This window comes from Rhodococcus sp. DN22 (assembly GCF_036669995.1).
Taxonomy (GTDB): domain Bacteria; phylum Actinomycetota; class Actinomycetes; order Mycobacteriales; family Mycobacteriaceae; genus Rhodococcus_F; species Rhodococcus_F erythropolis.
On sequence record NZ_CP133326.1, the window covers coordinates 5,819,181 to 5,845,426 of the forward strand.

At 61.5% G+C, this 26,246-nt stretch carries 25 protein-coding genes and 1 pseudogene; 16 read left to right on the forward strand and 10 right to left on the reverse strand.

Annotated features, from left to right (window positions below; all coding sequences use genetic code 11):
- Nucleotides 1-3: 3 nt before the first annotated feature.
- Nucleotides 4-697 (reverse strand): annotated as a pseudogene (locus tag RA302_RS26880) (alpha/beta hydrolase).
- 174 nt (nt 698-871) lie between these two features.
- On the opposite strand from RA302_RS26880, the gene RA302_RS26885 reads away from it, so the two are divergent.
- Nucleotides 872-1,780: an AraC family transcriptional regulator gene (locus RA302_RS26885; RefSeq protein ID WP_007730783.1), complete on the forward strand. Its 909-nt coding sequence runs from the start codon at nt 872-874 to the stop codon at nt 1,778-1,780.
- Between the two features lie 2 nt (nt 1,781-1,782).
- Here the strand turns inward: RA302_RS26885 and RA302_RS26890 are convergent, their stop codons facing one another.
- Genes RA302_RS26890 through RA302_RS26900 form a run of 3 tightly spaced genes read right to left on the reverse strand, consistent with a single transcriptional unit; the run spans nt 1,783 to nt 4,438 of the window.
- Complete coding sequence (locus tag RA302_RS26890) at nt 1,783-2,511, reverse strand: YdcF family protein (protein WP_030536059.1); 729 nt, start codon at nt 2,509-2,511, stop codon at nt 1,783-1,785.
- Nucleotides 2,512-2,566: 55 nt separating this feature from the next.
- On the reverse strand, nt 2,567-3,094 hold the full coding sequence (locus RA302_RS26895; RefSeq protein ID WP_007730781.1) for a hypothetical protein: 528 nt from the start codon (nt 3,092-3,094) through the stop codon (nt 2,567-2,569).
- Nucleotides 3,095-3,154: 60 nt separating this feature from the next.
- Entirely contained in the window at nt 3,155-4,438 is a 1,284-nt protein-coding gene (locus RA302_RS26900; protein WP_007730774.1) for a PucR family transcriptional regulator, read from the reverse strand.
- Between the two features lie 136 nt (nt 4,439-4,574).
- Here RA302_RS26900 and RA302_RS26905 point away from each other — a divergent pair, with 136 nt between their 5' ends.
- Together RA302_RS26905 and RA302_RS26910 are read left to right on the forward strand one after the other, a co-directional pair.
- Complete coding sequence (locus RA302_RS26905; protein ID WP_030536060.1) at nt 4,575-5,450, forward strand: SGNH/GDSL hydrolase family protein; 876 nt, start codon at nt 4,575-4,577, stop codon at nt 5,448-5,450.
- A gap of 52 nt (nt 5,451-5,502) precedes the next feature.
- A complete protein-coding gene (locus RA302_RS26910) occupies nt 5,503-6,879 on the forward strand; it encodes an MFS transporter (protein ID WP_003942962.1) in 1,377 nt (458 codons plus the stop codon).
- A gap of 52 nt (nt 6,880-6,931) precedes the next feature.
- Here the strand turns inward: RA302_RS26910 and RA302_RS26915 are convergent, their stop codons facing one another.
- On the reverse strand, nt 6,932-8,188 hold the full coding sequence (locus tag RA302_RS26915) for a Tat pathway signal protein (RefSeq protein WP_030536061.1): 1,257 nt from the start codon (nt 8,186-8,188) through the stop codon (nt 6,932-6,934).
- Entirely contained in the window at nt 8,185-9,513 is a 1,329-nt protein-coding gene (locus tag RA302_RS26920; protein ID WP_030536062.1) for a lipase family protein, read from the reverse strand. Before RA302_RS26920 ends, RA302_RS26915 begins: the two co-directional genes overlap by 4 nt.
- A gap of 156 nt (nt 9,514-9,669) precedes the next feature.
- On the opposite strand from RA302_RS26920, the gene RA302_RS26925 reads away from it, so the two are divergent.
- Genes RA302_RS26925 through RA302_RS26935 form a run of 3 tightly spaced genes read left to right on the forward strand, consistent with a single transcriptional unit; the run spans nt 9,670 to nt 13,118 of the window.
- Complete coding sequence (locus RA302_RS26925) at nt 9,670-10,419, forward strand: succinate dehydrogenase cytochrome b subunit (RefSeq protein WP_030536063.1); 750 nt, start codon at nt 9,670-9,672, stop codon at nt 10,417-10,419.
- Nucleotides 10,420-12,372 carry a fumarate reductase/succinate dehydrogenase flavoprotein subunit gene (locus RA302_RS26930; RefSeq protein WP_030536064.1) on the forward strand — a complete coding sequence of 651 codons (1,953 nt, stop codon included), beginning with the start codon at nt 10,420-10,422 and terminating at the stop codon, nt 12,370-12,372.
- On the forward strand, nt 12,369-13,118 hold the full coding sequence (locus tag RA302_RS26935; protein ID WP_003943253.1) for a succinate dehydrogenase/fumarate reductase iron-sulfur subunit: 750 nt from the start codon (nt 12,369-12,371) through the stop codon (nt 13,116-13,118). Before RA302_RS26930 ends, RA302_RS26935 begins: the two co-directional genes overlap by 4 nt.
- A 3-nt stretch (nt 13,119-13,121) precedes the next feature.
- Here the strand turns inward: RA302_RS26935 and RA302_RS26940 are convergent, their stop codons facing one another.
- Nucleotides 13,122-14,603 (reverse strand): anion permease, encoded by a 1,482-nt coding sequence (locus RA302_RS26940; protein ID WP_030536065.1) that lies wholly within the window; start codon nt 14,601-14,603, stop codon nt 13,122-13,124.
- Between the two features lie 426 nt (nt 14,604-15,029).
- On the opposite strand from RA302_RS26940, the gene lepB reads away from it, so the two are divergent.
- From lepB to RA302_RS26990, 10 genes are all read left to right on the forward strand, one after another.
- The gene (lepB, locus tag RA302_RS26945) at nt 15,030-15,773 is read left to right on the forward strand and encodes a signal peptidase I (protein ID WP_003942848.1); all 744 of its coding nucleotides are present in this window, start codon (nt 15,030-15,032) and stop codon (nt 15,771-15,773) included.
- A 106-nt stretch (nt 15,774-15,879) separates the two neighbouring features.
- Entirely contained in the window at nt 15,880-16,233 is a 354-nt protein-coding gene (locus RA302_RS26950; protein WP_030536066.1) for a glyoxalase superfamily protein, read from the forward strand.
- A gap of 55 nt (nt 16,234-16,288) precedes the next feature.
- A complete protein-coding gene (locus RA302_RS26955) occupies nt 16,289-17,338 on the forward strand; it encodes a saccharopine dehydrogenase (RefSeq protein ID WP_030536067.1) in 1,050 nt (349 codons plus the stop codon).
- Entirely contained in the window at nt 17,335-17,919 is a 585-nt protein-coding gene (locus RA302_RS26960) for a TetR/AcrR family transcriptional regulator (RefSeq protein WP_003943180.1), read from the forward strand. Before RA302_RS26955 ends, RA302_RS26960 begins: the two co-directional genes overlap by 4 nt.
- Nucleotides 17,920-17,940: 21 nt before the next feature.
- Nucleotides 17,941-18,567 carry an SMI1/KNR4 family protein gene (locus tag RA302_RS26965; RefSeq protein ID WP_030536068.1) on the forward strand — a complete coding sequence of 209 codons (627 nt, stop codon included), beginning with the start codon at nt 17,941-17,943 and terminating at the stop codon, nt 18,565-18,567.
- Nucleotides 18,564-19,664 carry a galactose-1-phosphate uridylyltransferase gene (galT, locus tag RA302_RS26970; protein WP_030536069.1) on the forward strand — a complete coding sequence of 367 codons (1,101 nt, stop codon included), beginning with the start codon at nt 18,564-18,566 and terminating at the stop codon, nt 19,662-19,664. Before RA302_RS26965 ends, galT begins: the two co-directional genes overlap by 4 nt.
- On the forward strand, nt 19,664-20,794 hold the full coding sequence (gene galK, locus RA302_RS26975; protein ID WP_030536070.1) for a galactokinase: 1,131 nt from the start codon (nt 19,664-19,666) through the stop codon (nt 20,792-20,794). Before galT ends, galK begins: the two co-directional genes overlap by 1 nt.
- Nucleotides 20,795-20,913: 119 nt before the next feature.
- On the forward strand, nt 20,914-21,363 hold the full coding sequence (locus RA302_RS26980) for an Rrf2 family transcriptional regulator (protein WP_338478575.1): 450 nt from the start codon (nt 20,914-20,916) through the stop codon (nt 21,361-21,363).
- 31 nt (nt 21,364-21,394) lie between these two features.
- Nucleotides 21,395-22,588 carry a globin domain-containing protein gene (locus RA302_RS26985; RefSeq protein ID WP_003942968.1) on the forward strand — a complete coding sequence of 398 codons (1,194 nt, stop codon included), beginning with the start codon at nt 21,395-21,397 and terminating at the stop codon, nt 22,586-22,588.
- A gap of 92 nt (nt 22,589-22,680) precedes the next feature.
- Nucleotides 22,681-23,304, forward strand: a complete 624-nt coding sequence (locus RA302_RS26990) for a LysE family translocator (protein WP_007730629.1) — start codon at nt 22,681-22,683, stop codon at nt 23,302-23,304.
- 2 nt (nt 23,305-23,306) lie between these two features.
- Here RA302_RS26990 and paaK read toward each other — a convergent pair whose 3' ends face one another.
- Genes paaK through paaD form a run of 3 tightly spaced genes read right to left on the reverse strand, consistent with a single transcriptional unit; the run spans nt 23,307 to nt 26,192 of the window.
- Complete coding sequence (paaK, locus tag RA302_RS26995) at nt 23,307-24,608, reverse strand: phenylacetate--CoA ligase PaaK (protein WP_030536071.1); 1,302 nt, start codon at nt 24,606-24,608, stop codon at nt 23,307-23,309.
- 41 nt (nt 24,609-24,649) lie between these two features.
- On the reverse strand, nt 24,650-25,729 hold the full coding sequence (gene paaE / locus RA302_RS27000; protein WP_030536072.1) for a 1,2-phenylacetyl-CoA epoxidase subunit PaaE: 1,080 nt from the start codon (nt 25,727-25,729) through the stop codon (nt 24,650-24,652).
- Between the two features lie 4 nt (nt 25,730-25,733).
- Nucleotides 25,734-26,192 carry a 1,2-phenylacetyl-CoA epoxidase subunit PaaD gene (gene paaD, locus RA302_RS27005; RefSeq protein ID WP_051636608.1) on the reverse strand — a complete coding sequence of 153 codons (459 nt, stop codon included), beginning with the start codon at nt 26,190-26,192 and terminating at the stop codon, nt 25,734-25,736.
- Nucleotides 26,193-26,246 lie beyond the last annotated feature (54 nt).

Below are 26,246 nucleotides of genomic sequence, written 5' to 3' on the forward strand. Positions count from 1 at the left end.
CCGTCACGACAATTCTGCAGCAGCACGCAGGATCAACTGGGTGACCTCGTGCGGGTGGGACGCCAAGGATGCATGGCCTGCGTCGAGTTCCTCGATCTCGCGGGCACCGATACGCTCTGCCATCCATCGCTCGGTTTCCGGCGGAATCATTCGGTCCTGCCCTGAAACCAGATACCAACTGGGCTTCCCACGCCATGCCGGCGGCCCTGACGGGTCCGAGAAGCACTGACCCGCAATGGGTTTCTGCGTCAGCGCCATGACCAATGCTTCGGTGTCGTCGCGATCCTGACTGAAACTCTCCTGAAACTTGTCCGGGGCGATCCACAAGAAGCCCTCGGCGTCCGGCGCGATGTTCGCCGCGCCCGCCGGCTGATCCGTGCGGGCGAAGATACTTCCCAGGCTGTCACCCTCGTCCGGCGCAAAGGCAGCGATATATATTAGTCCCACAACGTTTTCCGCATGACCCGCGCCTGTGATCACCGCGCCGCCGTACGAGTGTCCGACCAGCAGGGTCGGGCCGTCCATCGATTCGGCCAACTTCCTGGTCCGGTCCACGTCGTCGGCGAGCGAAGTAAGCGGATTCTGGACCGCAACCACTCGATGCCCGGCGTTGTGCAGGGTGGGTATGACGTGACGCCAATGAAGAACCGTCTCCCCAGGCTCCATGCACCAGAACGATGTTTACCTTCTCTGTCATGACCAACTCCTCCAGATACGCAGTGCGACGAATACTCCGACGATCGGCAAGCCTTCGAAACCCAGACCTTGCCTGTTACCCACGTTAAGGGGATCCTGGATCAATAACCATGACCAGATTGCCAAGTTTTTGTGCAGAAACGCCGAATGCTCGAGACATCGGAGTGATCGATCCATGAGGACAACATCATCACAGCGGTACGTACCCACCACCGACGAGACTCGAACCCGGGACACCCTCTCGCACGTTCTCGAAGTCGTCCACCTTCGCGGTGATCAGATTCATCGCTGCGTCCACGGCGAGAACTTCACCGTGGAGGTACCCACGGGGGTGCGAGCACTTCACATTGCCGAGCACGGTGACATCGTGATCAGAACGCAGGGCAAAGCCCCGATCGAACTCGGCCCCGGGGAACTCGTACTGTTACCCCATGGGCTTGCTCATACGATCGAGAATGCGATGCCGATGCACACGAAAAACGAAACATGTTGGCTTTTCGGTACTTTCACACTCGACGACGTCGCAGCGCAGCGACTGCTGTCCGTTCTGCCGGACTTCGTCGAACTGCGCGCGACACAAGGAACCCCGGTCGAGTGGCTCGAGGTGAGCAGCCGACTGTTGGGCGCCGAGGTGGACGATCCGAAACCTGGTTCCTCCGTGATGGTTTCCCGGATTCTCGACCTTCTCTTCGTCCAGATCCTCAGAGCGTGGGCTCGAGCGGACGGATCGAACGGCGGATGGTTGACCGCAGCAATGGATCCACGAATCGGGCAGGCCCTCGAGGCCGTCCACAACGACCCGTCACGCAACTGGACCATCGACGAACTGGCGACGCTGTCCACCCTGTCGAGATCGTCTTTTGCGGAGCGCTTCTCGCGACTGGTCGGCCAGACGCCCGGCGCTTACATCACCGAGCGCCGACTCGACCGTGCCGCCGAACTACTCGTGCAAACCACCGAGCCGGTCGGAACCATTGCGATAACTGTCGGCTACGAATCCGATGCAGCGTTCAGCCGCGCCTTCCGTCGACGATTCGACGCCTCGCCGTTGAACTGGCGAAAGTCCAACTCCCACAATCACTGACGTCAGGTTGCAGCGATTACGCCTGCGACCGGGATCCGGCCGAGAACTGCAACGCGGAAGTCCACCATCGCGCGCTCCACGTGATTGGCGCTCGAGACCACAACCACGCCGGTCGCGCCTCGATCGGCGAGAATCCGCGCAGAGTTGATCGCATTCTCGACTGTCGACCACGAAGTTCCCTCTTCGGTGATCCGGCCCGGGTTGACGCCGTTGGCAACGAGCCATTCGCGCATTGCCCTGGCTTCCGTTACTCCGGCCTTCGGAGCCCCACCGCTTGTGATGATCGGAGACTGCGGGTACTGACGGGCCAGCTGGAGCGCCGCCTGAAGCCGGTCGACCAACATCGGACGCATCGTGCCGTCGTCGAAGAGGCCGGCACCCAAGACGACGATGTTCGTGCCCACGGGGTTGAGGTCGAGCAGCACGGGCGACTGGCGTGTCAGCGTCTCAGCACTCGTGCACGCAAGAATGAGAGACCGCACCGGTGTTTGGCAGCCGCCCACCGTCGACAGGATGCCGTTGACGACCGTCGTCGGAGTGATGTCGGCACTCGCTGTCGCCGGCGACAATCCCACTCCGGCTGCGGCGATTACCGAAGCAGCAATCAATCCCTTCGTCAGAGACCTACGAACATTTGCCATGTAGCCGAACCCCCAGATTGTCGATTGTCCAGCCCACGGTAACGAACATTTCGTCGCGATTGCATCATTTGACTCAAATTTACTGTTCACTGACCGTCACACAGATTAAACATAAATATTGGGCAACAATTCGGGTTCGAAACCGTCATCTACCAGCATCTCGAATCGACGCGCCTGCCGCGTTACCGATCTGAGCTGCAGCATCCCCGAGCAGGCCGGCGACACTGAACGGCAACAATTCGTTGTTGCAGATCACGATGTTGCATCCGGGTGTTCCTGCTCGCCCCGTCCCGACCATCGTGTCGAAGATCAATTCGGGGTTCGCGAAGCCGACGAGCTGTGACGGATCGTCGATGAGCGGACCACCCGACCCATGCACGGGAGGCCCGACGTACGGCGGCGGTGGAACGTCCACGATCGAAGCGACGACAAGCCGCAAGAACTCCTGGAGATAGAGATCCCGAGGCGCGTTCTGCCACACCGGATGCGAAACATACTTGCTCACCGGCGCATTCACGGAGTAGAAGTCCTCGCCCGCGTTCACCCAGGTCAAGAAGCCGTACCCCCCATTGGACGGAGAGGGCGCGGACAACTCGTCGAGGTAGGCGGAGTCGATCAACGTCTGATCACGCCACGCGCCTCGTTGCACCATCAGCTGACCCAGTCTGGCCATGTCTCCCGGCCGGATTGCCAATCCGAGAATCAGACACGTTCACAGAGAACCACAGACGCATCACGTTTGGGAAGAGTCCGCCTCCATTCCGAGCGCGCGACGCGCTCCCAGCGCCATGGTGACCTGTACAAGATCTTTCGGTGACGACAGGTCAAGTCCCGTCAGGGAACTCGCTTTACGCAGGCGGTACACGACCGTGTTCGGGTGTACGTGCAACTGCCGAGCGGTGGTAGCTCGATCGAATCCGGAGTCGATGAAAGATTCGAGCGTCTCGAGCACGGCAGGATCGGACTCCAACCGCGACAACACATCTGCGAGGATCGGCAGCGCAGCGCTCGGGCGGGTCAGTTGATACTCGACTGCAAGATCCTCGAGACGCACGACCCCACTTGTACGGCCGTACTTTCGGGCAACGTTCAGCACCTCGCGCGCCTGCGACACCGCTGCGGGAATTGCCGGCGGTGCCGCGACATGTACGGCGGCAACCGTCGATGCACCGATGACCTTCTCGAGATCACCCAATCGTCGACACAATGAAAGATACTGCGGACTCGACGCCCAGTTCCCCTCAGCGGGTTCCGATTCCACAATAGGAATCAGTACGGCTCCGCCACTGCTCCCGAGCACCCCGAGCGCTTTGTCACGCCCCACCTGATCAAGCTCTCGTTGCAGGTGGCGCACCTTTCTCCGCTCGGCGACGGCAGTGTCCACCTCGGTCGAGGACTCGTCGTCATTCCGTTCGACGTGCAGCGCCACCACCCAGTACAGGCGCGCCAACCTGATGCCCACATCGTCGGAGACCCGATCAACATCGACACCCGTCGAAAGTGCTACGAACAATGACCTTCGCGCAGAATCCTCGTCCGTCTGGGTGACATGGTCGGAACCGTAGCCGGCAAGAACCGCCGACGCGGAAGCCGCGGTGTATGCATTCAAGAGTCGTCCGGTGCGGGCAAGTGCGACACCGTCTTCCGGGACCGCCCATTCGCTGATGGTCTCCCACCACAGCCCGGCTGCCAAGTGATATGCCCGCAGCACCTCACCGAGCGGAACCAATTCCTGAGCCCGTTGGCGAGCCGATTCGCTGATGTCGGCGAGCAACTCGGGCGCCAGATCGGCGCCGGTCCGCAGCATCGAAATGAACAGTTCCAGATTGCGCCTCACGATGGTGGTGACGTCGTTACGCAATGCCTCGTCAGGGAGCAACCGGTAGAAGGTGACGTCGCGGTGGACCAGATCGACTGTCTCAATGACCAGTGGATGGGTGCGTTGCGCCAGTCGGTCGGCCAGAGATCTGCCACCAACCAGGATCGGCTCGAACGGCAGATCTTTGTTTCCTGACACAAAACCCTCCACAGAATTGAATTGCCACCACAAGGCCGACCTGCCTTTTTCCTATCACTATGTAACCCACGCCACTCACGAATTCACAATCAGCGGCGTAACTGGAAGTCCCACCTTCGACCAAGAGGAGCCTCGAGTGACGTGGAAAACGCGCAGCGCAGCCATTCTGGCAGGCGTCGTGGCTGCCGGTTCGATCGCGGCTCTCGGGACCGGTGTGTCGAGTGCCGAGACAGCGGTCAGCACTATCCAGTACGTCGCGCTCGGCGATTCCGCGGCGGCCGGCCCACTGGTCACCGCGCAGGACTCGTCGTCACCGGGCTGTCTACGATCACTCGACAACTACCCGTCCGTGGTGGCGCGAGAACTCGGCGCTCAACTCACGGATATGACCTGCTCGTCGGCGCGATCCGCCAACGTCACGGACACCGCACAATCGACGTTCTCCGGTCAAGTATCACCGCAGGCAACAGCATTGGGGCCTGATACCGACCTCGTCACCATCACCATCGGTGCCAACGACATCTCGTTGTTCCCGACAGTTCTGAGCTGCGTCAATCCACTCCCCGAACCCACCGGAACGTCCTGCCGTGACAAGTTCACCTCCGGTGGCGTCGATCAACAGCGACAGATGATCGAAAATGCGTCCACAGGTTGGAGTTCCATGATCGAAGTCGCGCAGGATCGAGCACCGTCGGCGCGCATCGTCGTGGTCGGATACGGAACATACATCCGTGGTGGCGGCTGCCCCGGCACTCAGCCGTTCTGGCCGCGCGACGCCGACTATCTCCAGAGTGTGATCGACTACGGCAACACGGTCATGGCAGCAACTGCGGCCCGTCACGGCGTCGAGTACATCGACATCACCGAAACCACTGCCGGGCATGACATCTGCACGGACCCTGCCACTGCTTACTACACGGGAATCGTCCCTACCCAGCCGGCGGTTCCACTGCATCCCACTGCGGCCGGGATGCAGGCGATCGGGAAAGCGGTCGCCGACGCTCTGTCCTGAGCTTCTCCCCCAGCACAATTCATTCAGCACTCGCGAAAAGGGTGGAACAATCATGTCAATTCAACGAGACGCTCCGCCGCTGCCGTCCGTCGACGGCGCCCCTGTCGGAACACGTGACAAACTTCTCGGCGGCACACTCGTCGCCCTGTTTCTCGCGAACATGCTCAACTTCTTCGACCGGGCGATCCCCTCAGTCGTTGCCGAGCCGATCAAGAACGAGTTTTCGCTCAGCGACTTGCAATTGGGATTGATCACCTCTGCATTCACCCTCGTCTACGCAGTCGCAGGACTGCCTCTGGGCCGGTTGGCCGACACGAAGAACCGTCCCAAGATCATCGGGATCGGACTCCTGGTGTGGAGCGGACTGACGGCAGCAACCGGTGCCGCCGGCAGCTATGTGCTGTTCATCCTCGCGCGTCTCGGCGTCGGTGTGGGCGAAGCGACCTTCACACCTGCAGCCAACTCGATGATCGGTGATATCTACCCGGCAGAACGACGCTCACGCGCACTTGGTGTCTTCATGCTCGGTTTGCCAATTGGCCTCATGCTCGCCTACTTCACCGTCGGCAAGATCGCCGAGGCATTCGACAGCTGGCGTGCACCGTTCTTCCTCGCGGCGATTCCCGGTGTCCTGCTTGCAGTCGTGCTCTACCGCATGGCAGATCCGGTTCGTGGTGGTTCCGAAAGTCCGGAGGCCCGCGCAGCCGCTGTTTCACAGGCACCGATCACCCGCCCGATCCGTCGTCTGCTCGCAATTCCCACGCTTCGTTGGCTCATCCTTGCCGGGCTGACGTTCAACTTCGCCGCCTACGCAGTGAATTCGTTTGTCGTCCCGCTGCTCATGCGCCAGTACCACCTGAAACTGACTGCGGCGGCATCGGTCACCGGCATCATCGTCGGAATCACGGGCCTGATCGGATTGCTTCTCGGCGCTCGCTACGCTGACAAGGCCAGCGCACGCTCACCACGCGCACGGTTGATGATCGGTGTCGGAACCTCGGCATTGGCGGCACCTTTGACGGCGCTGGCACTGTTGCAACACGGCGGAAACGTCGTGATGTTCACGCTCTTGTTCTCGGCCGGGTGGCTTCTGGCCTACGGCTTCTACATCAGCGTCTACCCTGCCATTCACGACGTCGTGGTTCCCAGGCTCCGCGGCACTGCGACTGCGTTGTTCTTCGCTGCCATGTACCTTCTCGGCGGATTCTCCGGACCGGTTGCCGTTGGAGCGATCTCGGACTGGTTCGCCAAGCGTGCACTTGCAGATGCCGGTACCGGGAAGTTGGCTCAGTACGCCGGCGACGGGTTGAACTCGGCCATGTATCTCGTGCCGATCATGTTGGCACTCACCGCGGTATTCATCTACCTGGCTACCCGCACTGTCGGCAAGGACTCCGCGCGCATGCAAGCGGAGCTGAGCCAGGCCTGACCGACAAGTTCACGGGCGGTGGCGGGACCCTGAGGCCCCGCCACCGCCGAGTTCAGTTGACCGTAATCGCCAGAGTCGACAACATGGACCGCAACATGTCCGGCAAGCGAGCGATCATTCGCTGCTCGGTTATCCGAACGGAGACGGGCGCGGCCAGCGTCGCTCGCCACAGTTCCGGTTGATTCTTCATCAGGTTGTTGTAGACCGGGAGCAACTGATCGTTGATGTAGGTCCAACGACCATCCCGGTCCGCCCAGTTGAAGTCCGGAAGCGGCGTTTGCACAACAGCATTGCCCACCTCGAACGAGAGCGGGTTCGACTCGCGTGGCGGCACGACGCCAGGCATCGACGGTGATGCGGCGAAGGTGGTCAGGTAAGTCAACGAGCGACCAACGCTACCGCGGTAGGCCTTCGCCTCGTCCCACTGATCACCCACCGACTGGTACTGCTCCCTTCGCAGCAGACGCACATTGCCGTCGAAGACCGATTCCGGTGTCCCCGAAGCAATGTTGTTCCACGCGATACGGGCGTTCTCGTCGAGCAGCCCTGCGCGATCGAGTTCGGCGATGCCGTCGACACCGTCGTGAACCCACGCCATGTGCATGGGAATCAGGTCCGAGAAGATGTGTTTGCTCATTGCAATCACTTTCCCCTGGAACCACATCACGTCCTCGGGGCGAATCTCGTGGCCGACCTGGAGAAGTGCCGCAATGTCCTCGGGCGCTCCCATCGACGATGCAACCGGCGCCCCGATGCGGTCGATCTCTCGCCACACCAGTGCCATCGCCTCGCTGATCGCTTGGACTTCCAGCACAACCCGCCCGTAGTCCAAGTCGAGGAGTCCACCGGCGAAAGCGGGCCCGACCATTCCTCCCATACCTGCCCACTGCAGCTCTCGATGCTCGAGCTGGAGTCGCTCGTAGAATTGGAAAGTGTTGGTGAGGTTTCCGAGATTCGCGTGCACACCGTCGAACGGAGTCCACGAAGCGAGATCGATACCTGCCGACTCCGTCCCGACCGCGAGCCAGTACTGCTTGAGCAGTGTCTGATAGCGATGCGGATCCACTCCCGAGGCTCGGGCGGTATCCACCAAAGACCGCAGCGTCGCGGAATCCGATGGCAGAGAAGGATGCAGACCGCCCGTGGCTTCGGCGTTTGCGTTCACTGCTTCCAGGTCGAGGTACCTGTCGAGCTCACCAGTACCCGCGGACGCCCTGCCTCCCAGTACGACGGCACCGCCGATACCTGCCGAAGCAACGAGAACCGTGCGCGCAAAATCCCTGCGCGTCAGAGACTTCCGCAAGCTCATCGTCCCTCGGCTTCGTCGAACGTCTTTGCCAGCCAGGCGATGTCCTGCATACCCAGCTGATCGGTCACCGTCTTGTACAGGTTGGTCACGTAATCGAGCGGCCCGCACTGCGACGGGAGCAGGTCCACGTTGCCGCCGTCTGCTCGATATGTCTGCGCCAATTGCTCTGCCTCACTGAAGGGAACGAGAAAGTCGTCCTCACAGGAAGAAATCAGAAGCTTGGAAGCCGGCGCCTGCTTTCCCAACGTGTTGTCCGCGTACGCCGCGGCCAGCGCAGGGATCGTTCGGGGCGAAGGGTTGGTGAGTAGGACGTCGAACGGAACGAATGGGAGTCCGAGGTAGAGCGCCTGGCAGGACGCGCGGAAGGCTGCGGCGACGTTGTGACCGATCGGAGTCAGATGGTCGTCGAGCCGAACGTCGGGGTAGCCCGCGTCGAATCCGAGAATGCTCGAGAAGACGAATCCGGAACCGATCCCACCGGCCGCTGTTTCCTCGAACGTGGCCGGGTCGATCATCATCGCCTGAATGGCACTGGCCTGGACGTTCAGTTCCGGCGCATATTCATGGGCTTGTTCCGCGGCAAAGCCCGCTGCGACACCGCCTCCGGCGACACCGTAGATGCCGACAGGGGTGTCTGATTCGAGGCCGCCTTCCGGAAGCGCGAGTGCTGCCCGAACGCCGTCGAGCGTTGCCTTCCCTGAGAACTGTCCGATCGAGAACGGATGGGGAGCAGTGTCGCCGTCGTTGCCGACGTCGCTCATCATCACTGCCCAGCCGTGGCCGAACATCTGAGCCACCGGGCCGAGCGCCGAGAACATCGCCGGGTCGCTCTGATTGCCGCCGGTCCACTGGTGACTTGGTGCGCAGTTCGCGCCGAGGCTGTCGTTCGCCTCGGCGTATCCGATGATCTTGCGATCACCTGGCGCAGTTCCGTCCTCGGGAATCATCAGAATTCCGGTGCTGATCACCTGCCGACCGAAGTGATCAGTGGTGGTGTACATGAGTTGGTGAGCCGAGACCACGTCGGGACGGACCTGGTAGACCTGCACGCTGACCGGACGCGCTTTGAGAAGTGTGCCGGGGGCGGTACCCGGCTCGATTTCAGGTTCGTCGAACCACGGATCATCGGACGAGAGCCCGAGTGGAGTCAATTCGGTGGAAATGTCAGCGCCTTGGAGTGCCTTCACGACCAACGGGTTGAACACGTCGGCCAGGTCGACGGTCTCCTGCGCACCAGCCGGCGACCCCACCGCAAACAAGGCCACTGCCAGGGCCGATGCCGTTCCGGCGCGCCATGACCACCGTCGCCACGTCGAGTCAAACATCGTTCACGAGTTCCTTACTTTCGGGTAATGAGCACCCCTACACTCCCATTCACCTGCATTAACAGACAAGTCGGGCACCCATCCGTTGGCCGAAAACCTCGATCGGGCTTAGGCTGACGGCACCTGTCCGGCAAGTCTGGCGTGGGAGGTTTGTCTGTGAGTGCTCCGACCCGTGTATCGCGAGCTACCGGCGATTCACTCCAAGCTCGACCGCGGCCGTCCAACATCACGTGCAAGATTCTGATGGCCGTGACAGGACTGATCTTCGCCGCTTTCGTTCTCGTCCACATGATCGGAAACCTGAAGGTCTACACCGGTGCCGATCACTTCGACGACTACGCACACTGGCTACGCACAGTGTTCGAACCCTTCCTGCCATACGAGGGACTTCTGTGGATTCTTCGCATCGTCTTGCTCGCGTCATTGGTCGCACACGTCTGGTGCGCCTGGTTGCTCACCGTCCGTGGCCGCCGAGCTCGAGGGAAGTTTCGACGTAAAGGCTTGGGAATCAAGTCCTTTACCGCGCGCACAATGCCCGTCACCGGAGCAGTGCTGCTGCTGTTCGTCATCTTCCACATACTCGACCTCACGACCGGAACCCGACCCATCGGCAGCGCCGAGTACGAAGCAGCCACGCGCACGCAGAGTTACGCATACGACAACCTGATCGCCAGCTTCGAGCGTCCACTGGTGGCGTCGTTCTACATCGTCGCGATGGCTCTGCTGGCAATGCATCTCGCGCACGGACTCTGGAGTGCGGTCAACGATCTCGGCGTGACCGGCCAACGGCTGCGCCAGATTGCCGTTGCACTCTCCGGAATCTTTGCGCTCGTCGTGATGGTCGGAAACATGTCGATCCCCATCGCGGTGATGACCGGCGTCATCTCGAAGACAGGAGCGTCATAAGTGAACAGCTTCGAACTCGACGATCTGCGCAGCATCGGGACGCCGGTGGACGGTAAGGTCCCGGCCGGCGATCCGGAGACAGCCTGGCCCACTCGCAAACTCGACTACAAGCTCGTCAGCCCGCTCAACCGGCGCAAGTTCACGGTCATCGTCGTCGGTACCGGACTCGCCGGCGCGGCCTGCGCCGCCTCACTTGGTGAACTGGGCTACCACGTCGAATCCTTCACCTTCCACGATGCACCGCGCCGTGCACACAGCGTCGCCGCGCAGGGCGGCATCAACGCCGCTCGTGCCCGAAAGGTGGACAACGACAGTCTCGCCCGCTTCGTGAAGGACACCGTCAAGGGCGGCGATTTCCGCGGCCGCGAGGCCGACTGCTTCCGACTCGCAGAGGAATCCGTACGCGTCATCGATCACATGAATGCCATCGGAGCACCGTTCGCCCGTGAGTACGGCGGCACTCTCGCTACCCGATCCTTCGGCGGCGTACAGGTGTCGCGCACGTACTACACGCGCGGGCAGACAGGCCAGCAGTTGCAGATAGCGTCGTCGCAGGCACTGCAACGTCAGATCGCAGCCGGAACGGTCAACCTCCACACCCGAACCGAGATGCTCGATCTCATCGTTTCGGACGGCCGAGCACAAGGGATAGTCACACGCGATCTCGTGACCGGTGAGATCGGCGCCACCACAGGCCATGCCGTCGTACTGGCCTCCGGTGGCTACGGAACCGTATTCCACAAGTCCACACTTGCGAAGAATTCCAACGCCACGGCCGCCTGGCGAGCGCACCGACGCGGTGCGTTGATGGCTTCACCCTCGTTCATCCAATTCCATCCGACGGCACTTCCCGTCAACTCCGAGTGGCAGTCGAAAACCATTCTGATGAGCGAATCCCTGCGCAACGACGGCCGGATCTGGGTACCGGCCAAGCCCGGAGACGATCGTGAGCCCGGCGACATTCCCGAAAACGAACGCGACTACTACCTCGAGCGCAAATATCCGGCGTTCGGGAACCTCTCTCCCCGCGACGTCTCTTCACGGGCCGCCCGCGAGCAAATCGACTCCGGTCACGGCGTCGGCCCTCTGAAAAACAGTGTGTACCTGGATTTCCGCGATGCGTTGGCACGGCTCGGCCGCAAGACCATCGAGGAGCGATACGGAAATCTGTTCTCGATGTATCGCGACGCCACCAGCGAAGACCCCTATACGGTGCCGATGCGCATCGCCCCCGGAGCCCACTTCACCATGGGAGGACTGTGGAACGACTACGACCAGATGACCTCCATCCCCGGCTTGTTCGTCGGTGGTGAGGCAGGCTGGGGATACCACGGGGCCAACCGCCTCGGCGCCAATTCGTTGCTCTCGGCATGCGTCGACGGCTGGTTCACCCTCCCGTACGCGATTCCGAATTATCTTGCACCGCTACTCGGATCCACTCCACTCGAACTGTCCGATCCCGCTGTGACGTCGACGCTCACTGACGTGAGGGGTCGGGTGGACCTGCTGCTCTCGGTCGGCGGAACACACGGCCCCGACAGGTTCCATCGACAACTGGGAGAGATCCTCTATGCGGGTTGCGGTGTCACCCGAACGGCCGAGGGCTTGACCAAGGCGATCGCCGAAATCCGCGCACTGCGAACCGATTTCTGGTCGAACCTGCGAGTTGCCGGCAGCGGAAACCAGTTCAACCAGGAGTTGGAAAGGGCCGGCAGGGTAGCCGATTTCCTCGAGCTCGCCGAACTGATGTGCGTCGATGCTCTCGATCGTGACGAGTCCTGTGGAGCGCACTTTCGTGCCGAACATCAGACTCCCGACGGCGAAGCGCAGCGAAACGATCAGGACTGGTGCTTCGTCTCCGCGTGGGAAACCGCCCAGGACGGCAGACACGTTCGACACGACGAGCCGTTGTCCTTCACCGCTGTTCCACTGCAGACGAGGAACTACGTATGAAAATCACCGTGGACGTGTGGCGCCAATCCGGACCTGAGTCGTCCGGCGCATTCGACACCTACCAAATAGACGACGCGACGGTGGAGATGTCGCTGCTGGAGCTCCTCGACCGACTCAACGACCAACTCGTGGAGAGCGGCAACGAACCCATCGCCTTCGATTCCGACTGCCGAGAAGGGATCTGCGGGTCCTGCGGCATCACGGTCGACAATGTTCCCCATGGACCGGTTGCGAACACTCCCACGTGCCGTCAGCACCTGCGTAGCTTCTCCGACGGTGACCGAATCAAACTGGAGCCGTTCCGCTCCGCAGCCTTTCCAGTGGTCCGCGACCTCGTCGTCGATCGCTCTGCGCTCGACCGGGTGCTCGAAGCCGGTGGATACGTTTCGGTCAATGCAGGAACCGCGCCGGACGCAGACAGTCAGCCGCTCTCGCATCAAAGTGCCGAAGCTGCACTGGACTTCGCCGCGTGCATCGGCTGCGGCGCTTGCGTGGCAGCCTGCCCGAACGGTGCCGCGCACCTCTTCACCGGGTCCAAACTGACCCACCTGTCTCTCGTCACGCAGGGCCGCAACGAACGTGGCAAGCGGGCCCGAGCGATGTCGCACCAGATGGAGGCCGATTTCGGGCCGTGCTCGACCTACGGTGAATGTGCGCAGGTGTGTCCCGCGGAGATACCGCTGACCGCGATTGCCGCTGTCAACAAGGAATCGATGCGATTCGGATTGCGGCGCAAGGACAACTGATCGTCACCAGGCGCCGATCAGCTTCATCCACGCGCCGCCGATGATCGTCCAGATCAGGATGATCACGACGCTCATCACGAAACCGATTCGGAACCATTCCGAGGTCTTGATGTATCCGGAACCGTAGATCACTCCGGCCGGACCGGACGCGTAGTGCGAGATACCGCCGAACAGGCTGCCGATGAAGCCGAACACCAGGGCCGAGAACAGCGGCGGTGCACCGGTTGCCACCGCCGCGCCGAGAAACACCGCGTACATCGCGACGATCTGCGCGGTGTTCGACGCAAACAGATAGTGCGCGTAGAAGTACACCAAGGTCAGGATCGCAAAAGCCCAGATCCACGGCAAACCGTCGACGCTCGAGGAGACCTGGGTTCCGATCCACGAGATCACGCCGAGTTCTTCGAGATGGCTTGCCATACCGACCAGAACGGCAAAGAACACGAGCGTCTGCCACGCCCCGGTGTCGTGGACCAGGTTGTTCCACGTCAGCACCTTGGTCACCAACAGGATGCCGATTCCGACGAATGCTGTTGTAGTGGCATTGACGTTGAGCTGCGAGCCCAGGCACCAGAGCACCAGCAGCAGAACGAAGGTGGCGGCCATGATCTTCTCGTTGCGGCTGATCGGACCTGCCTTGCGCAGTTCCTCCCTGGCTTGCTCGGGTGCTTTCGGAGTCTTCAACATCGTGGGCGGGAAGATCTTCGACATCACCCACGGGATCGCGATGAGACTCGCAATTCCCGGAACCGATGCTGCCAGCGCCCATTTGCCCCACGAGATGTCGATGCCGATCTTGGCAGCCGCATCGACGGCCACAGGGTTACCCGCCATGGCGGTGATGAACATCGCGGAGGTCACGACGTTGACTTGCAGCGACGTGAGCAGCAGATATGCTCCGAGCTTCTTGCGAGAGTCCTCGGGCTCGGGATTGGAGTCCTCCAACTTGCTCAGCGAGACGATGATCGGATAGACGACGCCACCCGCACGGGCGGTGTTCGACGGCGTCGCCGGAGCAAGTATCAAGTCCGTCAACGCCATTCCGTAGGACAATCCGAGACTCGACTTGCCGAGTTTGGTCACGAACATGAGCGCAACCCGTTTGCCGAGTCCGGTGACCAGAAAGCCCTCGGCAATGAAGAACGATGCGACAATCAGCCAGATCGTGGTGTTACTGAAGCCGGACAACGCTTCCGTCGGCGTCTCGGTCTGGGTGATCATGGCGATCGACAGGCCTACCAGCGCCACAGAACCCGTCGGCAGAGGCTGCAAGATCAACGCCACGATGGTGCCGACGAAAATTCCGAGCATGTGCATGCCCTTGGGATCCACACCGTCCGGAACAGGCATGAAATAGATGATCAAGCCGAGGATGACGGGCACCGCAGCCGGGTAGTACCGCCTGAGCACCGATTGTTTCGACGGCTCCGCCGGCGGTGTCGTCTCAGAAAAAGACTCAGTGCTTTCGGATTTGGCCTCGGACATTTGCATCTCCTCGACTTGTCGCCCCAGGTGATCGCCCCAGATGATTGTCCCCCAAACATCAGGTTTTCGTGCGGTCAATCCAAGTTCGAGAGAAAATGCCCGGAAGTACAGTCGTCCTTACGAGGCGCTGTCTCGCACCGACGCTTCAGTGGGAGGATGCCCATCTCTCGCAAAAGATTGTGCCAATCGATCAACAAGGCTCCGGCGTGCTGCACGCTTGAATCTCGGAGAGTTGTTCAACCTGCTTCTGCGAAAGGTATTCGTCGGCACGATGTTTGGGTCAGGACTGCGCGGATTGCCGACCTCGACCGGATCTTCGCGCGTGATGTGATCCAATTCCGAAGCATGTCAGCCGACAGACAGACCCACGAACCGAGAAGATTCGTATCGGACCGACGACTGGTTGCGCCATCTATTGTCGGGAGTGTGACGGAATCCGACGCCCACGAGGACTCGACCGACTCCACTGAATCGGCAGTGGCCGATCACCCGAGAAAACGTCCACTGTGGCGTGAGATTCTGATCCTCGTTGTCGTCGCACTTGTCCTGAGTGTTGTCATTCAGAACTTCGTCGGACGCATCTTTCTGATCCCGTCGGAGTCCATGGAACCGACACTTCACGGATGCACCGGCTGCACGGGAGACAAGATCCTCGTCGACAGAATCAGCTATCGATTCGGGGATCCGCAACCTGGGGATGTGGTCGTGTTCAAGGGACCCGAGTCCTGGAACGACGAGTACAAATCCATTCGATCCGACAATTCGATTGTTCGCGCATTTCAGGGACTCGGGTCCATCGTCGGCTTGGTCCCGCCGGACGAAAACGACCTCGTGAAGCGGGTAGTCGCGGTCGGTGGCCAAACCGTACAGTGCCTGTCCGAGGAAGAGGGGCTTCGAGTGAACGGCAAGCCGCTGACCGAGCCGTACATCGACAAGCGCATTCCGGGCAACGGTACCTCTTGCCAAGGAAGGTATTTCGGGCCGGTCACGGTTCCCGACGGGAACCTGTGGGTGATGGGCGACAACCGCGCCCATTCGAAGGATTCACGTTTCCATCTCGATGACGAACACAGTGGAACGGTGCCGATCGACAATGTCATCGGCAAGGTTCAATTGATCGTCCTTCCCTTCTCACGGTGGGGAACTGTGAGCTCGTTCGATCCGCAGTGACAGATCGAATCAACCAGGCGGCCTGCATCTTCGGACGGCACAGTCGACATGGATCCGCTTTCGGACGATCATCGAGCGCATCTATTGCCGAAGGTAGGAGAACCACATGCGCGCTCGACGCATCACCGCCAATCTCAAAGTCGCCGATATCGGAACCGCCAAGAGCTTCTACTCCGACTTTCTCGGCCTGAGCACCGAAGAGTTCAACATGGGGTGGGTCGCTCGCTACACCTCTCCCGACACCGGCGCGAACGTACAGCTCGTCACGCACGACGCCACTGCGGCCGAGGACTCCGTCATCTCAGTCCACACGGACGACATCGACGGCGCCTACGAAGAGGCCCGCAGGCTCGGCTACGAAATCGTGCACCCCATAACGACCGAAGAGTGGGGTGTTCGCCGATTCCTCGTCCGGGCACCCGATGGCAACGTCGTCAACATCGTGCGACACCGGGACTGAGCAGCGAAAAGAACCCCATTCGACGTTTTAGGTCATTTGACCTAGAGTTACGTGCATGACCGATTCATTGCAGTATTCAGCCGACGGCCCGATCCTCGTGGCCGGCGGATACGGAACCGTGGGCAGCGCCCTGACTGCGTTGCTCGCCCCCGACTTCCCACTACTCCTCACCGGACGCACCCCCGAGCGAGGCAACGAACTGGCCGGCCGTCACGGCGCTTCCGTCCGCCGCTGGGACCTCCTCGACCCGACACCCTTCGACGCGTCCGTACGCGCGGTCGTGTCGACGGTCAACGATCCCCACGATCGTGTCTTGTCCGCCGCCGTCGAGGCCGGCATTCCGTACGTGGACATCACCCGCTGGACAACCCGCGTCGCTCGCGCCGCCACTCTGGCGGGTCAGAAGTCGCCGAGCGCACCGGTGTACCTGTCGTCCGGATGGATGGGCGGAGTCACCAATATCGTCGCCGCAGCGCTGGCCGAGGAACTGGGTGGCGCGAGCACGATCGACGTCTCGATTCGCTACGACGTCAACGACATTGCCGGGCTGGACTCCGTCGACTTCATCGATCGGCTCGGGCAGGATTTCGAGGTGATGCAGCAAGGAAACCCGATCACCGTCAGCCCGTTGACGGATACACGCTGGGTCGACTTCCCCGGATCGCGCACCAAGGTCGGAAGAATCGACACTCCGGAACAATTCACGTTACCCATGACCTTGGGCGCCGAAACTGCCAGCACTCGAATAGGTTTCAGTTCGAATGCATCCACAACTGCGCTGCTCGCCGCCAAGAAGGTGGGTCTGTTCCGTTGGGGTCGCGGCGACCGCTTCACACCGCTACGACGCGGACTCCTGTACTCGCCGGGCAAGGGCGGGAGCGCGCAAGTACGCATCGATGTCACCGGCCCGAGCGGCACGACAAGCGCGACAATCGTCGACCGGCAGGGCCAGGCTCACCTCACCGCGGTGGGCGGCGCGCTGGCCGTCAGACGAGCCTTGGCCGACGATGCCCGGCCTGGAGTCACTTTCCCCGAATCGCTTCCGAACCCTCGCCGCACCGTCTCCGAGTTGGAGAGCTTCGGGGTGGCAGTATTGCGACCATGACCCTCTCCAAGGGCGCCGCCCGTGCGGCAGCACTTCTCGACGCAGCAGAACAGGTCCTCACTACTCAGGGCAATGCCAACTCGGCAATGCGCGATTTCGCAGCCGCGGCCGGAGTGCGGGTAGGACATCTGCAGCACTACTACCCCACCCGTGCAGATCTGATACGCGCAGTGATGTCACGTGCATTGACCCGCTCACTGGATCGCCTTGCCGTCGTCCCCGATACGGATCAGAGCCTTTCCCGCGAGGAATCCGAACACTTCATCGGAGTCCTGCTCGGAGAACAGGACGACCAGGCCACGGTGCGTCTGTACGTCGAAGTATGGGCCATTGCAGCGGCGGACCAAGAAGTCGCGGTCGTGCTTCGAGACTTCTACGCCCAGTACATCGCACACGTAGAGCGCGCAGTCGCGTGTGCACAACCGGAGCTGGATGCGGCGGAACTTGGCGCGACAGCGCAGACCATCGTGAGCCTGCTCGAGGGTTCCGCAATTCTCCGATCGGGAATCACCGGCCGAAAGTCCGAGGCTTCGGACCGAAAGCTCGTGGACACACTGCAGTACCTGATTCACGGGTCCTGACTCGGACGTATCGTAAAGCCCATGAGCGTTGCAAACGAATGGAGCCGAATCGAAGCGTGGTGCCGTACACACGCACCGGTGACGGCTGCAGCGTTTCAACCAGGACTTGGTGACGCCGTTATCGAGGAATTCGAAGCCTCGACCGGCGTCACGTGGCCCCAGGAACTTCGCGACCTGTATCGGGTCCACAACGGCAGCCTGACCCACGACGACCGGACCGGCCTCTTTCTCGGCAGCGTGCTCCCGGACAAATTCTTCTACCCCATCGACGTCGCAACAGAAGTTCGTCTCACTCTGCTCGAAACGTGGGATGAGACGATCTACGAGAATCCAGACCTCTACGCCGATGACGAGATGGATCGACACGATCAACGCGACGCAGGCACTGCCGCAACCATGTTCATCCCCTCGTTCGTTCCCTTTGCCGGACTGGACGAGTACCACTACTTCGTGGACACCCGCAGCGGCGCACTCCACCATTGTGTGACCGAGTATGCGTCGGACGCCACTGACAACGGCGGTCCGATCTGGGCGTCCATCTCGGTAATGCTGGCCGCCCATGCCGTAGCGCTGGAAACAGGATCAACGATCGGAGTGTGGAAACCCGTTGTCAGCAAGGGTGTTCTGGAATGGGAAGTCGACGCATGACACCCAAGCAGGATCCGACCCGTCGCACCCTCGCCGACGGGCGTCAGATCTTCTACTTCGACGATGCCGGCAGTGCCCGCGCCCACTCTGCGCGAGATTCCCGCGAATTGCCGGCTCTCGACCACTCGTCTCGGATGAGATTCGACGTTCTCACCGGGGAGTGGATCACCATGGCTTCGCATCGCATGACACGGACACATCTCCCCTCCGCCGCCGAATGTCCATTGTGCCCGACCGACGAAACACGCACGCCCACAGAGATACCCGACGGAGACTACGACGTCGCGGTGTTCGAGAATCGGTTTCCGAGCTTTGCCGCGGCGCCTGAGGAAGCCATTGACAGTCCCGGAGACGGTGCGGGCGATCGCCCAGCGGCCGGTCACTGCGAAGTGATGTGCTTCTCGAGCGATCACACGGCGTCCGTCGCCGAGCTTCCACTCGAACGCATGCGCACGATTGTGGGCGCCTGGATTTCTCGGACCGAAGAGTTGTCGGCGGATCCGCTTGTGGAACAAGTGTTCTGCTTCGAGAACCGCGGCGAAGAAATCGGGGTGACACTCACCCATCCACACGGACAGATCTACGCATACCCGTATGTCACGCCACGCACCCGATCGATGCTGACGCAGGCGCACAAACACTTCGAGCGCACCGGTCGCTCACTACTCGCCGATGTTCTGGCGTTCGAGCGCGAGGACAAGGCCCGGTTGATCTACGACGGCGATCACTGGAGCGCCTACGTCCCGACCGCCGCACGATGGCCCATCGAGATTCACCTGGCACCGCACCGAGACGTCCCGGACCTTCCCTCGCTGAACGACCAAGAGCGCGACGAGCTTGCGGTCGTCTACCAAGATCTCCTACGCCGTATCGATCGCTTCTATCCGGGCGTCGACCGGGTACCGTACATCGCGGCTTGGCACCAAGCTCCCGTCCGCATCAACCGACCTCTGGGCCGACTGCATCTTCAGCTGTTCTCGATCTTGCGCGCACCGGGCAAACTCAAATACCTCGCCGGGTCCGAGTCCGCCATGGGCGCCTGGGTGAACGACACCGTTCCCGAGGCAGTCGCGGCCCGCCTACGGGAGTTGAAATAGTGGATACGGTCTCGAACAATTCTGTGCTCCAACAGTTTCACGCCACCTACGGCTATCCGGCAACCGGAGTGTGGGCGGCACCCGGTCGAGTCAACCTGATCGGTGAACACACGGACTACAACGGTGGATTGTGCCTACCGGTCGCTCTCGAGCAGCGAACACTGGTTGCCGTCGCACTGCGCAGCGACGGGGTCGTCCGCGTGCACAGTCGGCAATCCGCCGAGACGTACACCGGACCCCTCGGCGACATCGCCACAGGGTGGGCCGCCTACCCCACAGCCGTTCTGTGGTCTCTTGCGCGCAGAGGCCTCCCGATCGGAGGAATCGATCTTGCCGTCGACTCGTCGGTACCGGTCGGGGCCGGACTGTCGAGTTCCGCTGCCCTCACCTGTTCGGTTGCGTTGGCCGTCAATGAACTTCATGATTCACCTTTCGCCCGCGATGAGCTGGTACAGGTGTGCATCCAGGCCGAGAACGACGGCGTCGGCGCACCGACCGGAGGGATGGATCAAACCATTGCCCTCTTTGCTCAGCCCTCGACCGCGCTCCTGCTGGACTGCCAGGACGGATCCACCGAACCCATACCTTTCGAACTCCACGGTGCAGGGTACGAACTGATCGCCATCGACACCCGGGTCAAACACTCGCTCGCAGACGGACAGTACGGAATGCGGCGCTCTCAATGCGTCGCTGCAGCAGCAGCTCTCGGCGTCGGCAGCTTGCGAGAGGCTACAGCAGACCAGGCCGAGACAGTGCGAGACCCGATCCTCCGGGCGCGGGCACGGCACGTCGTGACCGAGATCGAGAGGACGCGGAAGACCGCAGAACTTCTGCGCAGCAGCAGATTCAGTGACGTCGGCGAACTGTTCGACAACTCGCACGCCTCGTTGCGCGACGACTTCGAGGTCTCGTGCGATGAACTCGACGTCGCCGTTGCCGCAGCACGACGCGGCGGCGCGATCGGTGCGCGGATGACCGGCGGCGGATTCGGAGGCTCAGCCATCGCGCTGGTTCCGGAAGGAAGCGGAGCGGAGGTCATCGCGTCGGTGAGCCGCGACTTTGCGGCGCGAGGTTGGCGAGCACCACACTTTCTCGGCGTCGTTGCCGGGGGTTCGGCCGCCCGTCTCTGAGCGAACGGCACGTTCAGCGCACTGGAGGCGCCGAACGTACCGTTCGCCCTGGTTGGGGCACCTCGAGATCCCCCTCACATAAATAGTCATCTCAGATGCGAATTATGTAGGTTCAGATCATGCAACTGACGCAGTTCACCGATCTGGGATTGCGCGTCGTCATGCGGTTGGCCTTACTCGACGCGGATGCCTCCCCCAGCACTCGGGATGTTGCGCAGCAGCTCAACGTGTCGTATTCCCATGCCACCAAGGTGGTTACACGGCTCGGTGAGCTCGGCATCGTGACAACCAGGCGCGGCCGCGGCGGTGGGCTTTCCATCACCGAACTCGGCCGCACCGCCACCATCGGCTGGCTGGCCAGACGCCTCGAAGGCCCGGGTGAAGTCGTCGACTGCGAAGGCGACAAACCGTGCCCACTGCGCGGAGGTTGCCTCCTTCGGAGCGCTTTGCGCGAAGCACAGGAAGCGTTCTTCGTTTCACTCGACGCGGTCACGATCGAAGACGTCATCCGGCAGCCGTCCAAAACTGTCCTGCTACGCCTCACCACCCGGAGCGACGAAGCAGGCTGATCAATCGAATTTCGACCGAACGGAGCAGCTCATGCTTTCCCCACAGTCAACCGAGGTCATTCGCGCCACCCTTCCCGTGGTCGGCGCTGCCATCGGCGATATCACAACCCTGTTCTACCGCAGGATGTTCGACGCGCATCCTGAACTCGAACGCGATTTGTTCAATCGCGGCAATCAGAAGCAGGGCGAACAGCAGAAGGCTCTCGCCGGCGCCATCGCGGCATTCGCGACGCTTCAGCTCGAGCCGGACAGCGCCAAGGTCGATCTCATACTTTCACGTATCGCCCACAAGCATGCGTCGCTGGGAATCACACCCGACCAGTACGCAATCGTGCACGAACACCTCTTTGCCGCGATCGTCGAAATACTCGGCGATGCAGTCACTCCCGACGTCGCAGCAGCCTGGGACGAGGTCTACTGGCTGATGGCGGAAACCCTCATCACGATGGAGCGTGGCCTCTACCAACTCGCCGGCGTGGACGCCGGTGACGTCTGGCGCACGGTAAGGATCAGTGAACGAGTTCTTCAGTCCGCCGACACCGTCTCACTGACACTCACGTCGCTCGACGGTAGCGCACTCCCCACCTTCGCTCCCGGACAGTACCTTTCGGTCGGGGTTACGCTGCCCGACGGCGCCCGCCAGATCCGTCAATACAGCCTGTGTTCGATACCGAGCAGCGCAGACTGGCGGATCAGCGTCAAGCGAATCTCCGGAACTCCCGATGGCGAAGTGTCGAACTTCCTCTACAACAACGTATTCGAAGGTCAAGAACTCTCCGTCACCACACCTTTCGGCGATCTCACCATGCCGGACGACAACTCACCGCTCCTGCTCGCGTCGGCCGGAATCGGTTGCACACCGATGATCGGGATGCTCAATCATCTCGTGGACACCGGCGCTGACCGTTCGGTATCTGTCATCCATGCGGATCGATCCATTGCGGATCACGCGCACCGCGCAGAACTCAGCACACTCGTCGACCAGATCCCCGCCGCAACCCTGCACCGTTGGTACGAGGATCTCGGCACGCACGTTGCGTTCGGATCGGTTCACGAAGGACGGGCGGATTTGCAAGGTATTGCAGTGGAGCCCGATACCCAAGCCTTCCTTTGCGGGCCGATGCCGTTCATGTTGGCGATGCGCGCATCGTTGCTCGAAAGGGACGTCCCGGCACAGAATATCCACTACGAGGTCTTCGGGCCCGACAGCTGGGCCAACACCTGAGCGGACCACTGCCTGCGAACTGGACCTTGGCGCGCGACTGCAAACCCTTGTGTACTCGACGAAACATACGCATCGAGTAGTGGGAGACCGACATGATCACGTCAGCGTCGATGACGGGAGTCGCGCTGATCGCCCTGGCGATGGTTCTGACACCGGGCCCCAACATGATCTATCTGGTGTCCCGCAGCATCAGCCAGGGCCGCCGGGCGGGTTTGATCTCGCTCGGCGGAGTCGCAACCGGTTTCCTGGTCTACCTCACCGCCACGTGTGCAGGGCTGACGGCGGTTCTCTTCGCCGTACCAACGGTGTTCACCGCGGTGAAAATCGGTGGTGCCCTGTACCTGGCCTATCTCGCCTGGTCGACACTCCGACCAGGTGGGAAGTCCGCTTTCGAGGTGGGCGAGGTCGACCGCCACGGTAGCGGCCGTCTGTTCGGGATGGGGTTGACCACCAATCTGCTCAATCCCAAGATTGCGCTGATGTACGCGGCCCTGATCCCCCAGTTCGTCGATCCCACTGCGGGTCCGGTCTGGCAACAGGCACTCGTACTCGGCGGCGTGCAGATCCTGGTCGCAGTCACCGTCAACGCGTTGATCGTGTGCTGTGCGGCAGCCGTGTCGACCTTCCTCATGGCGCGTCCGGTGTGGATGCGGGCTCAGAAATGGCTAGCTGGTGGCATTCTCGGAATCTTCGCCACCCGCATGGCCCTGGAGTAGTTTCAGTCCTTCGGACGTTGGTCGATCAGACGACGCGCTTTGCCGATCGAGCGTTCGAGTCCGCCGGGTTCGAGAACGCTCACCTCGACCGTGACACCGATCTTGTTCTTCACCAGCTTCTGCAACGCCGAAGACGCTGCCGCATGATCGGAAATTGCCGCGTCAGGGCGAGCCTCGACGCGCACTGTCAGAGTATCCATCCGGTCCGGACGCTCCAGCACACACTGGAATTGGGGTGCCAGGGCGGGGACGGTCAAGATCAGCTCTTCGATCTGTGTGGGGAACAGATTGACCCCACGCAGGATGATCATGTCGTCGGTCCGGCCGGTGACCTTCTGCATCCGACGCATCGAGCGCGCCGTACCCGGCAACAGTCGGGTCAGGTCCCTGGTTCGGTAGCGAATGATGGGCAGCGCTTCCTTGGTGAGAGAGGTGAAAACCAGCTCACCTTCTTCACCGTCCGGCAGCACTTCGCCCGTGACCGGATCGATGATCTCCGGGTAGAAGTGGTCTTCCCAGATATGCAGCCCGTCTTTGGTTTCCACACATTCCATTGCCACACCCGGGCCCATGATCTCGGAGAGTCCGTAGATGTCGACCGCATGCATGTCGAGTTGCTGTTCCAGCTCGGTACGCATCTGTTCGGTCCACGGCTCCGCTCCGAAAACTCCCACCCTCAGTGAGGTCTTCGCGGGATCGATGCCTTTCTTGATCATCGCATCCACGATGGTCAACATGTACGACGGAGTCACCATGATGGCGTCGGGCTCGAAGTCCTCGATCAGTTGAATCTGCCGCTCGGTCATGCCACCGGACATGGGAATGACCGTGCAGCCCAAGCGCTCCGCACCGTAGTGTGCTCCCAACCCACCGGTGAACAGACCGTACCCGTAAGCCACGTGAACCTTGTCCGAAGACCGCACGCCGCCGGCCGAGAGACTGCGCGCGATGAGATCGGCCCAGTTGTTCAGGTCGTTGCTCGTGTACCCCACCACCGTCGGGCGACCGGTGGTCCCCGAAGACGCGTGAATTCGCGAGACCCGGTCCTGGGGCACCGCAAACATCTTGAACGGATAGTTCTCACGTAGATCCGCTTTGGTGGTGAAGGGAAACTTCGCGAGATCGCTCAGATCCTTCAAGTCGCTCGGGTGGACGCCGGCGTCGTCGAAAGCTTTGCGGTAGTGCGGAACATTGGTGTACGCGTGCATCAGGGACCATTGCATCCGCTCGAGTTGGAGCGTCGAAATGCGGTCCCGACTGGCAAATTCGATTTCTTGCGAAGTAGCAGTGACGAGTTCGGTCATGATTGTCTCCGGTGGGCTCAGTGAGGGCGCTGTGCGGGCGGTCAGGCGTCGAAATCGACTGTTATCTGTTCACCGACAGGGAAGGTCTGGCAGGTCAGTACAAAACCCGCGTCGACTTCGTAGTCTTCGAGTGCGTAGTTCCTGCGCATCTCGACGTCACCGCAGGTGACCTTGGCGCGACACGTTCCACAGACCCCGCCCTTGCACGCGAAGGGCAGATCCGATCGGTACTGTTCCGCTGCATCGAGAATCGACTGGTCTCGCGGAAGTGTCGCGGTGGTCGATCGACCGTCGAGCGTGATGGTGACCTCGCTGCCTGGTCCCACAATTCCGGGCTCACGATGCACTGCAACCGGCGGAGCGACGTCGTCGACGTAGAACAGCTCGTGATGGATGCGATCCTTGGCAATTCCCAAGCCGGCCAGTACTTCCTGGGCGTCGTTGACCATCCCGAACGGACCACACAACCAGAAGCCGTCGACCTGGTCGCACGGAACGAGAGAGGTGAAGATCTCACGCAACCGGTCGGCGTCGAGACGGCCCGAGAACAACTCGACCTCGCGCGGCTCGCGAGAGAGGACATGAATAACGTCCAGGCGCGCACCGTACCGGTCCTTTAGGTCGGCGATCTCTTCGGCGAACATGACCGAACGGGTGCGCCTGTTCCCGTACAGCAGGGTGACATCGGCCTCGGGGTTCACCAGCAGTGTTGCAGCGATGGACAACATGGGCGTGATTCCGGAGCCCGCCGCGATCAGAACATGCCGTCCACCCAATGCCGGATCGGCGACAAAATTGCCAGATGGGCCCTGGGCGTCGATTCGATCCCCGGCCTTGACGTCTCGCACCAACCAGGAGGAGAAGAGTCCGTCTGCCACCTCGCGAACCCCCACCCGTGGAGACGCCCCTACCGGTGCACAGATCGAGTAGGAGCGACGGTGTTCGACGCCGTCGATCATCCGCCGCAGTGTCAGTGACTGCCCGGCGCCGAAGTCGAATTGATCGGCGATATCGGCAGGCACGTCGAAGGTGACGGCAACTGCGTCGTCGCACAGTGATTCGACACCGGCGACCGTCAACGGGTGAAATGGTTTGTTCCGGTTCGTCGTTGCGGTACTCATCTGTTCAGATCTCCTTCACGTGATCGAACGGCTCGAGGCAGTCGAGGCAGCGATAGAGCGCTTTGCACAGGGTCGCACCGAATTCCGAACTCAGTCTGGTGTTTGCCGAACCGCACTGGGGGCACAGGATGTCGCGCGGCTTGGCCGTCAAGGTCAAGGCGATCGGGCCGGAGGTGCGACGCGGCGCGGCCCCCGGCACCGAGTACCCGGCCGTCCGAAGTTTCGCGAGCCCCTCTTCGCTGATCCAATCCGAACTCCAAGGCGGCGACAGTTGAGTCTTGATCTGGACGCTGCCGTACCCCGCGTCGGTCAGCTTGTGCTCGATGTCGTCTCGCATCGTCGCCATCGCCGGACACCCGGAATAGGTGGGAGTGATTGTCACATAGACCAAGTTCGCTTCGACGTCGACCGATCGGATGACGCCGAGATCGGCCAAGGTCAACAGTGGCATCTCCGGATCCATCACCGAGGCGACGATCTCCTGCGCCGAAGAGACAGTAGCGGAAGAGACGGTAGC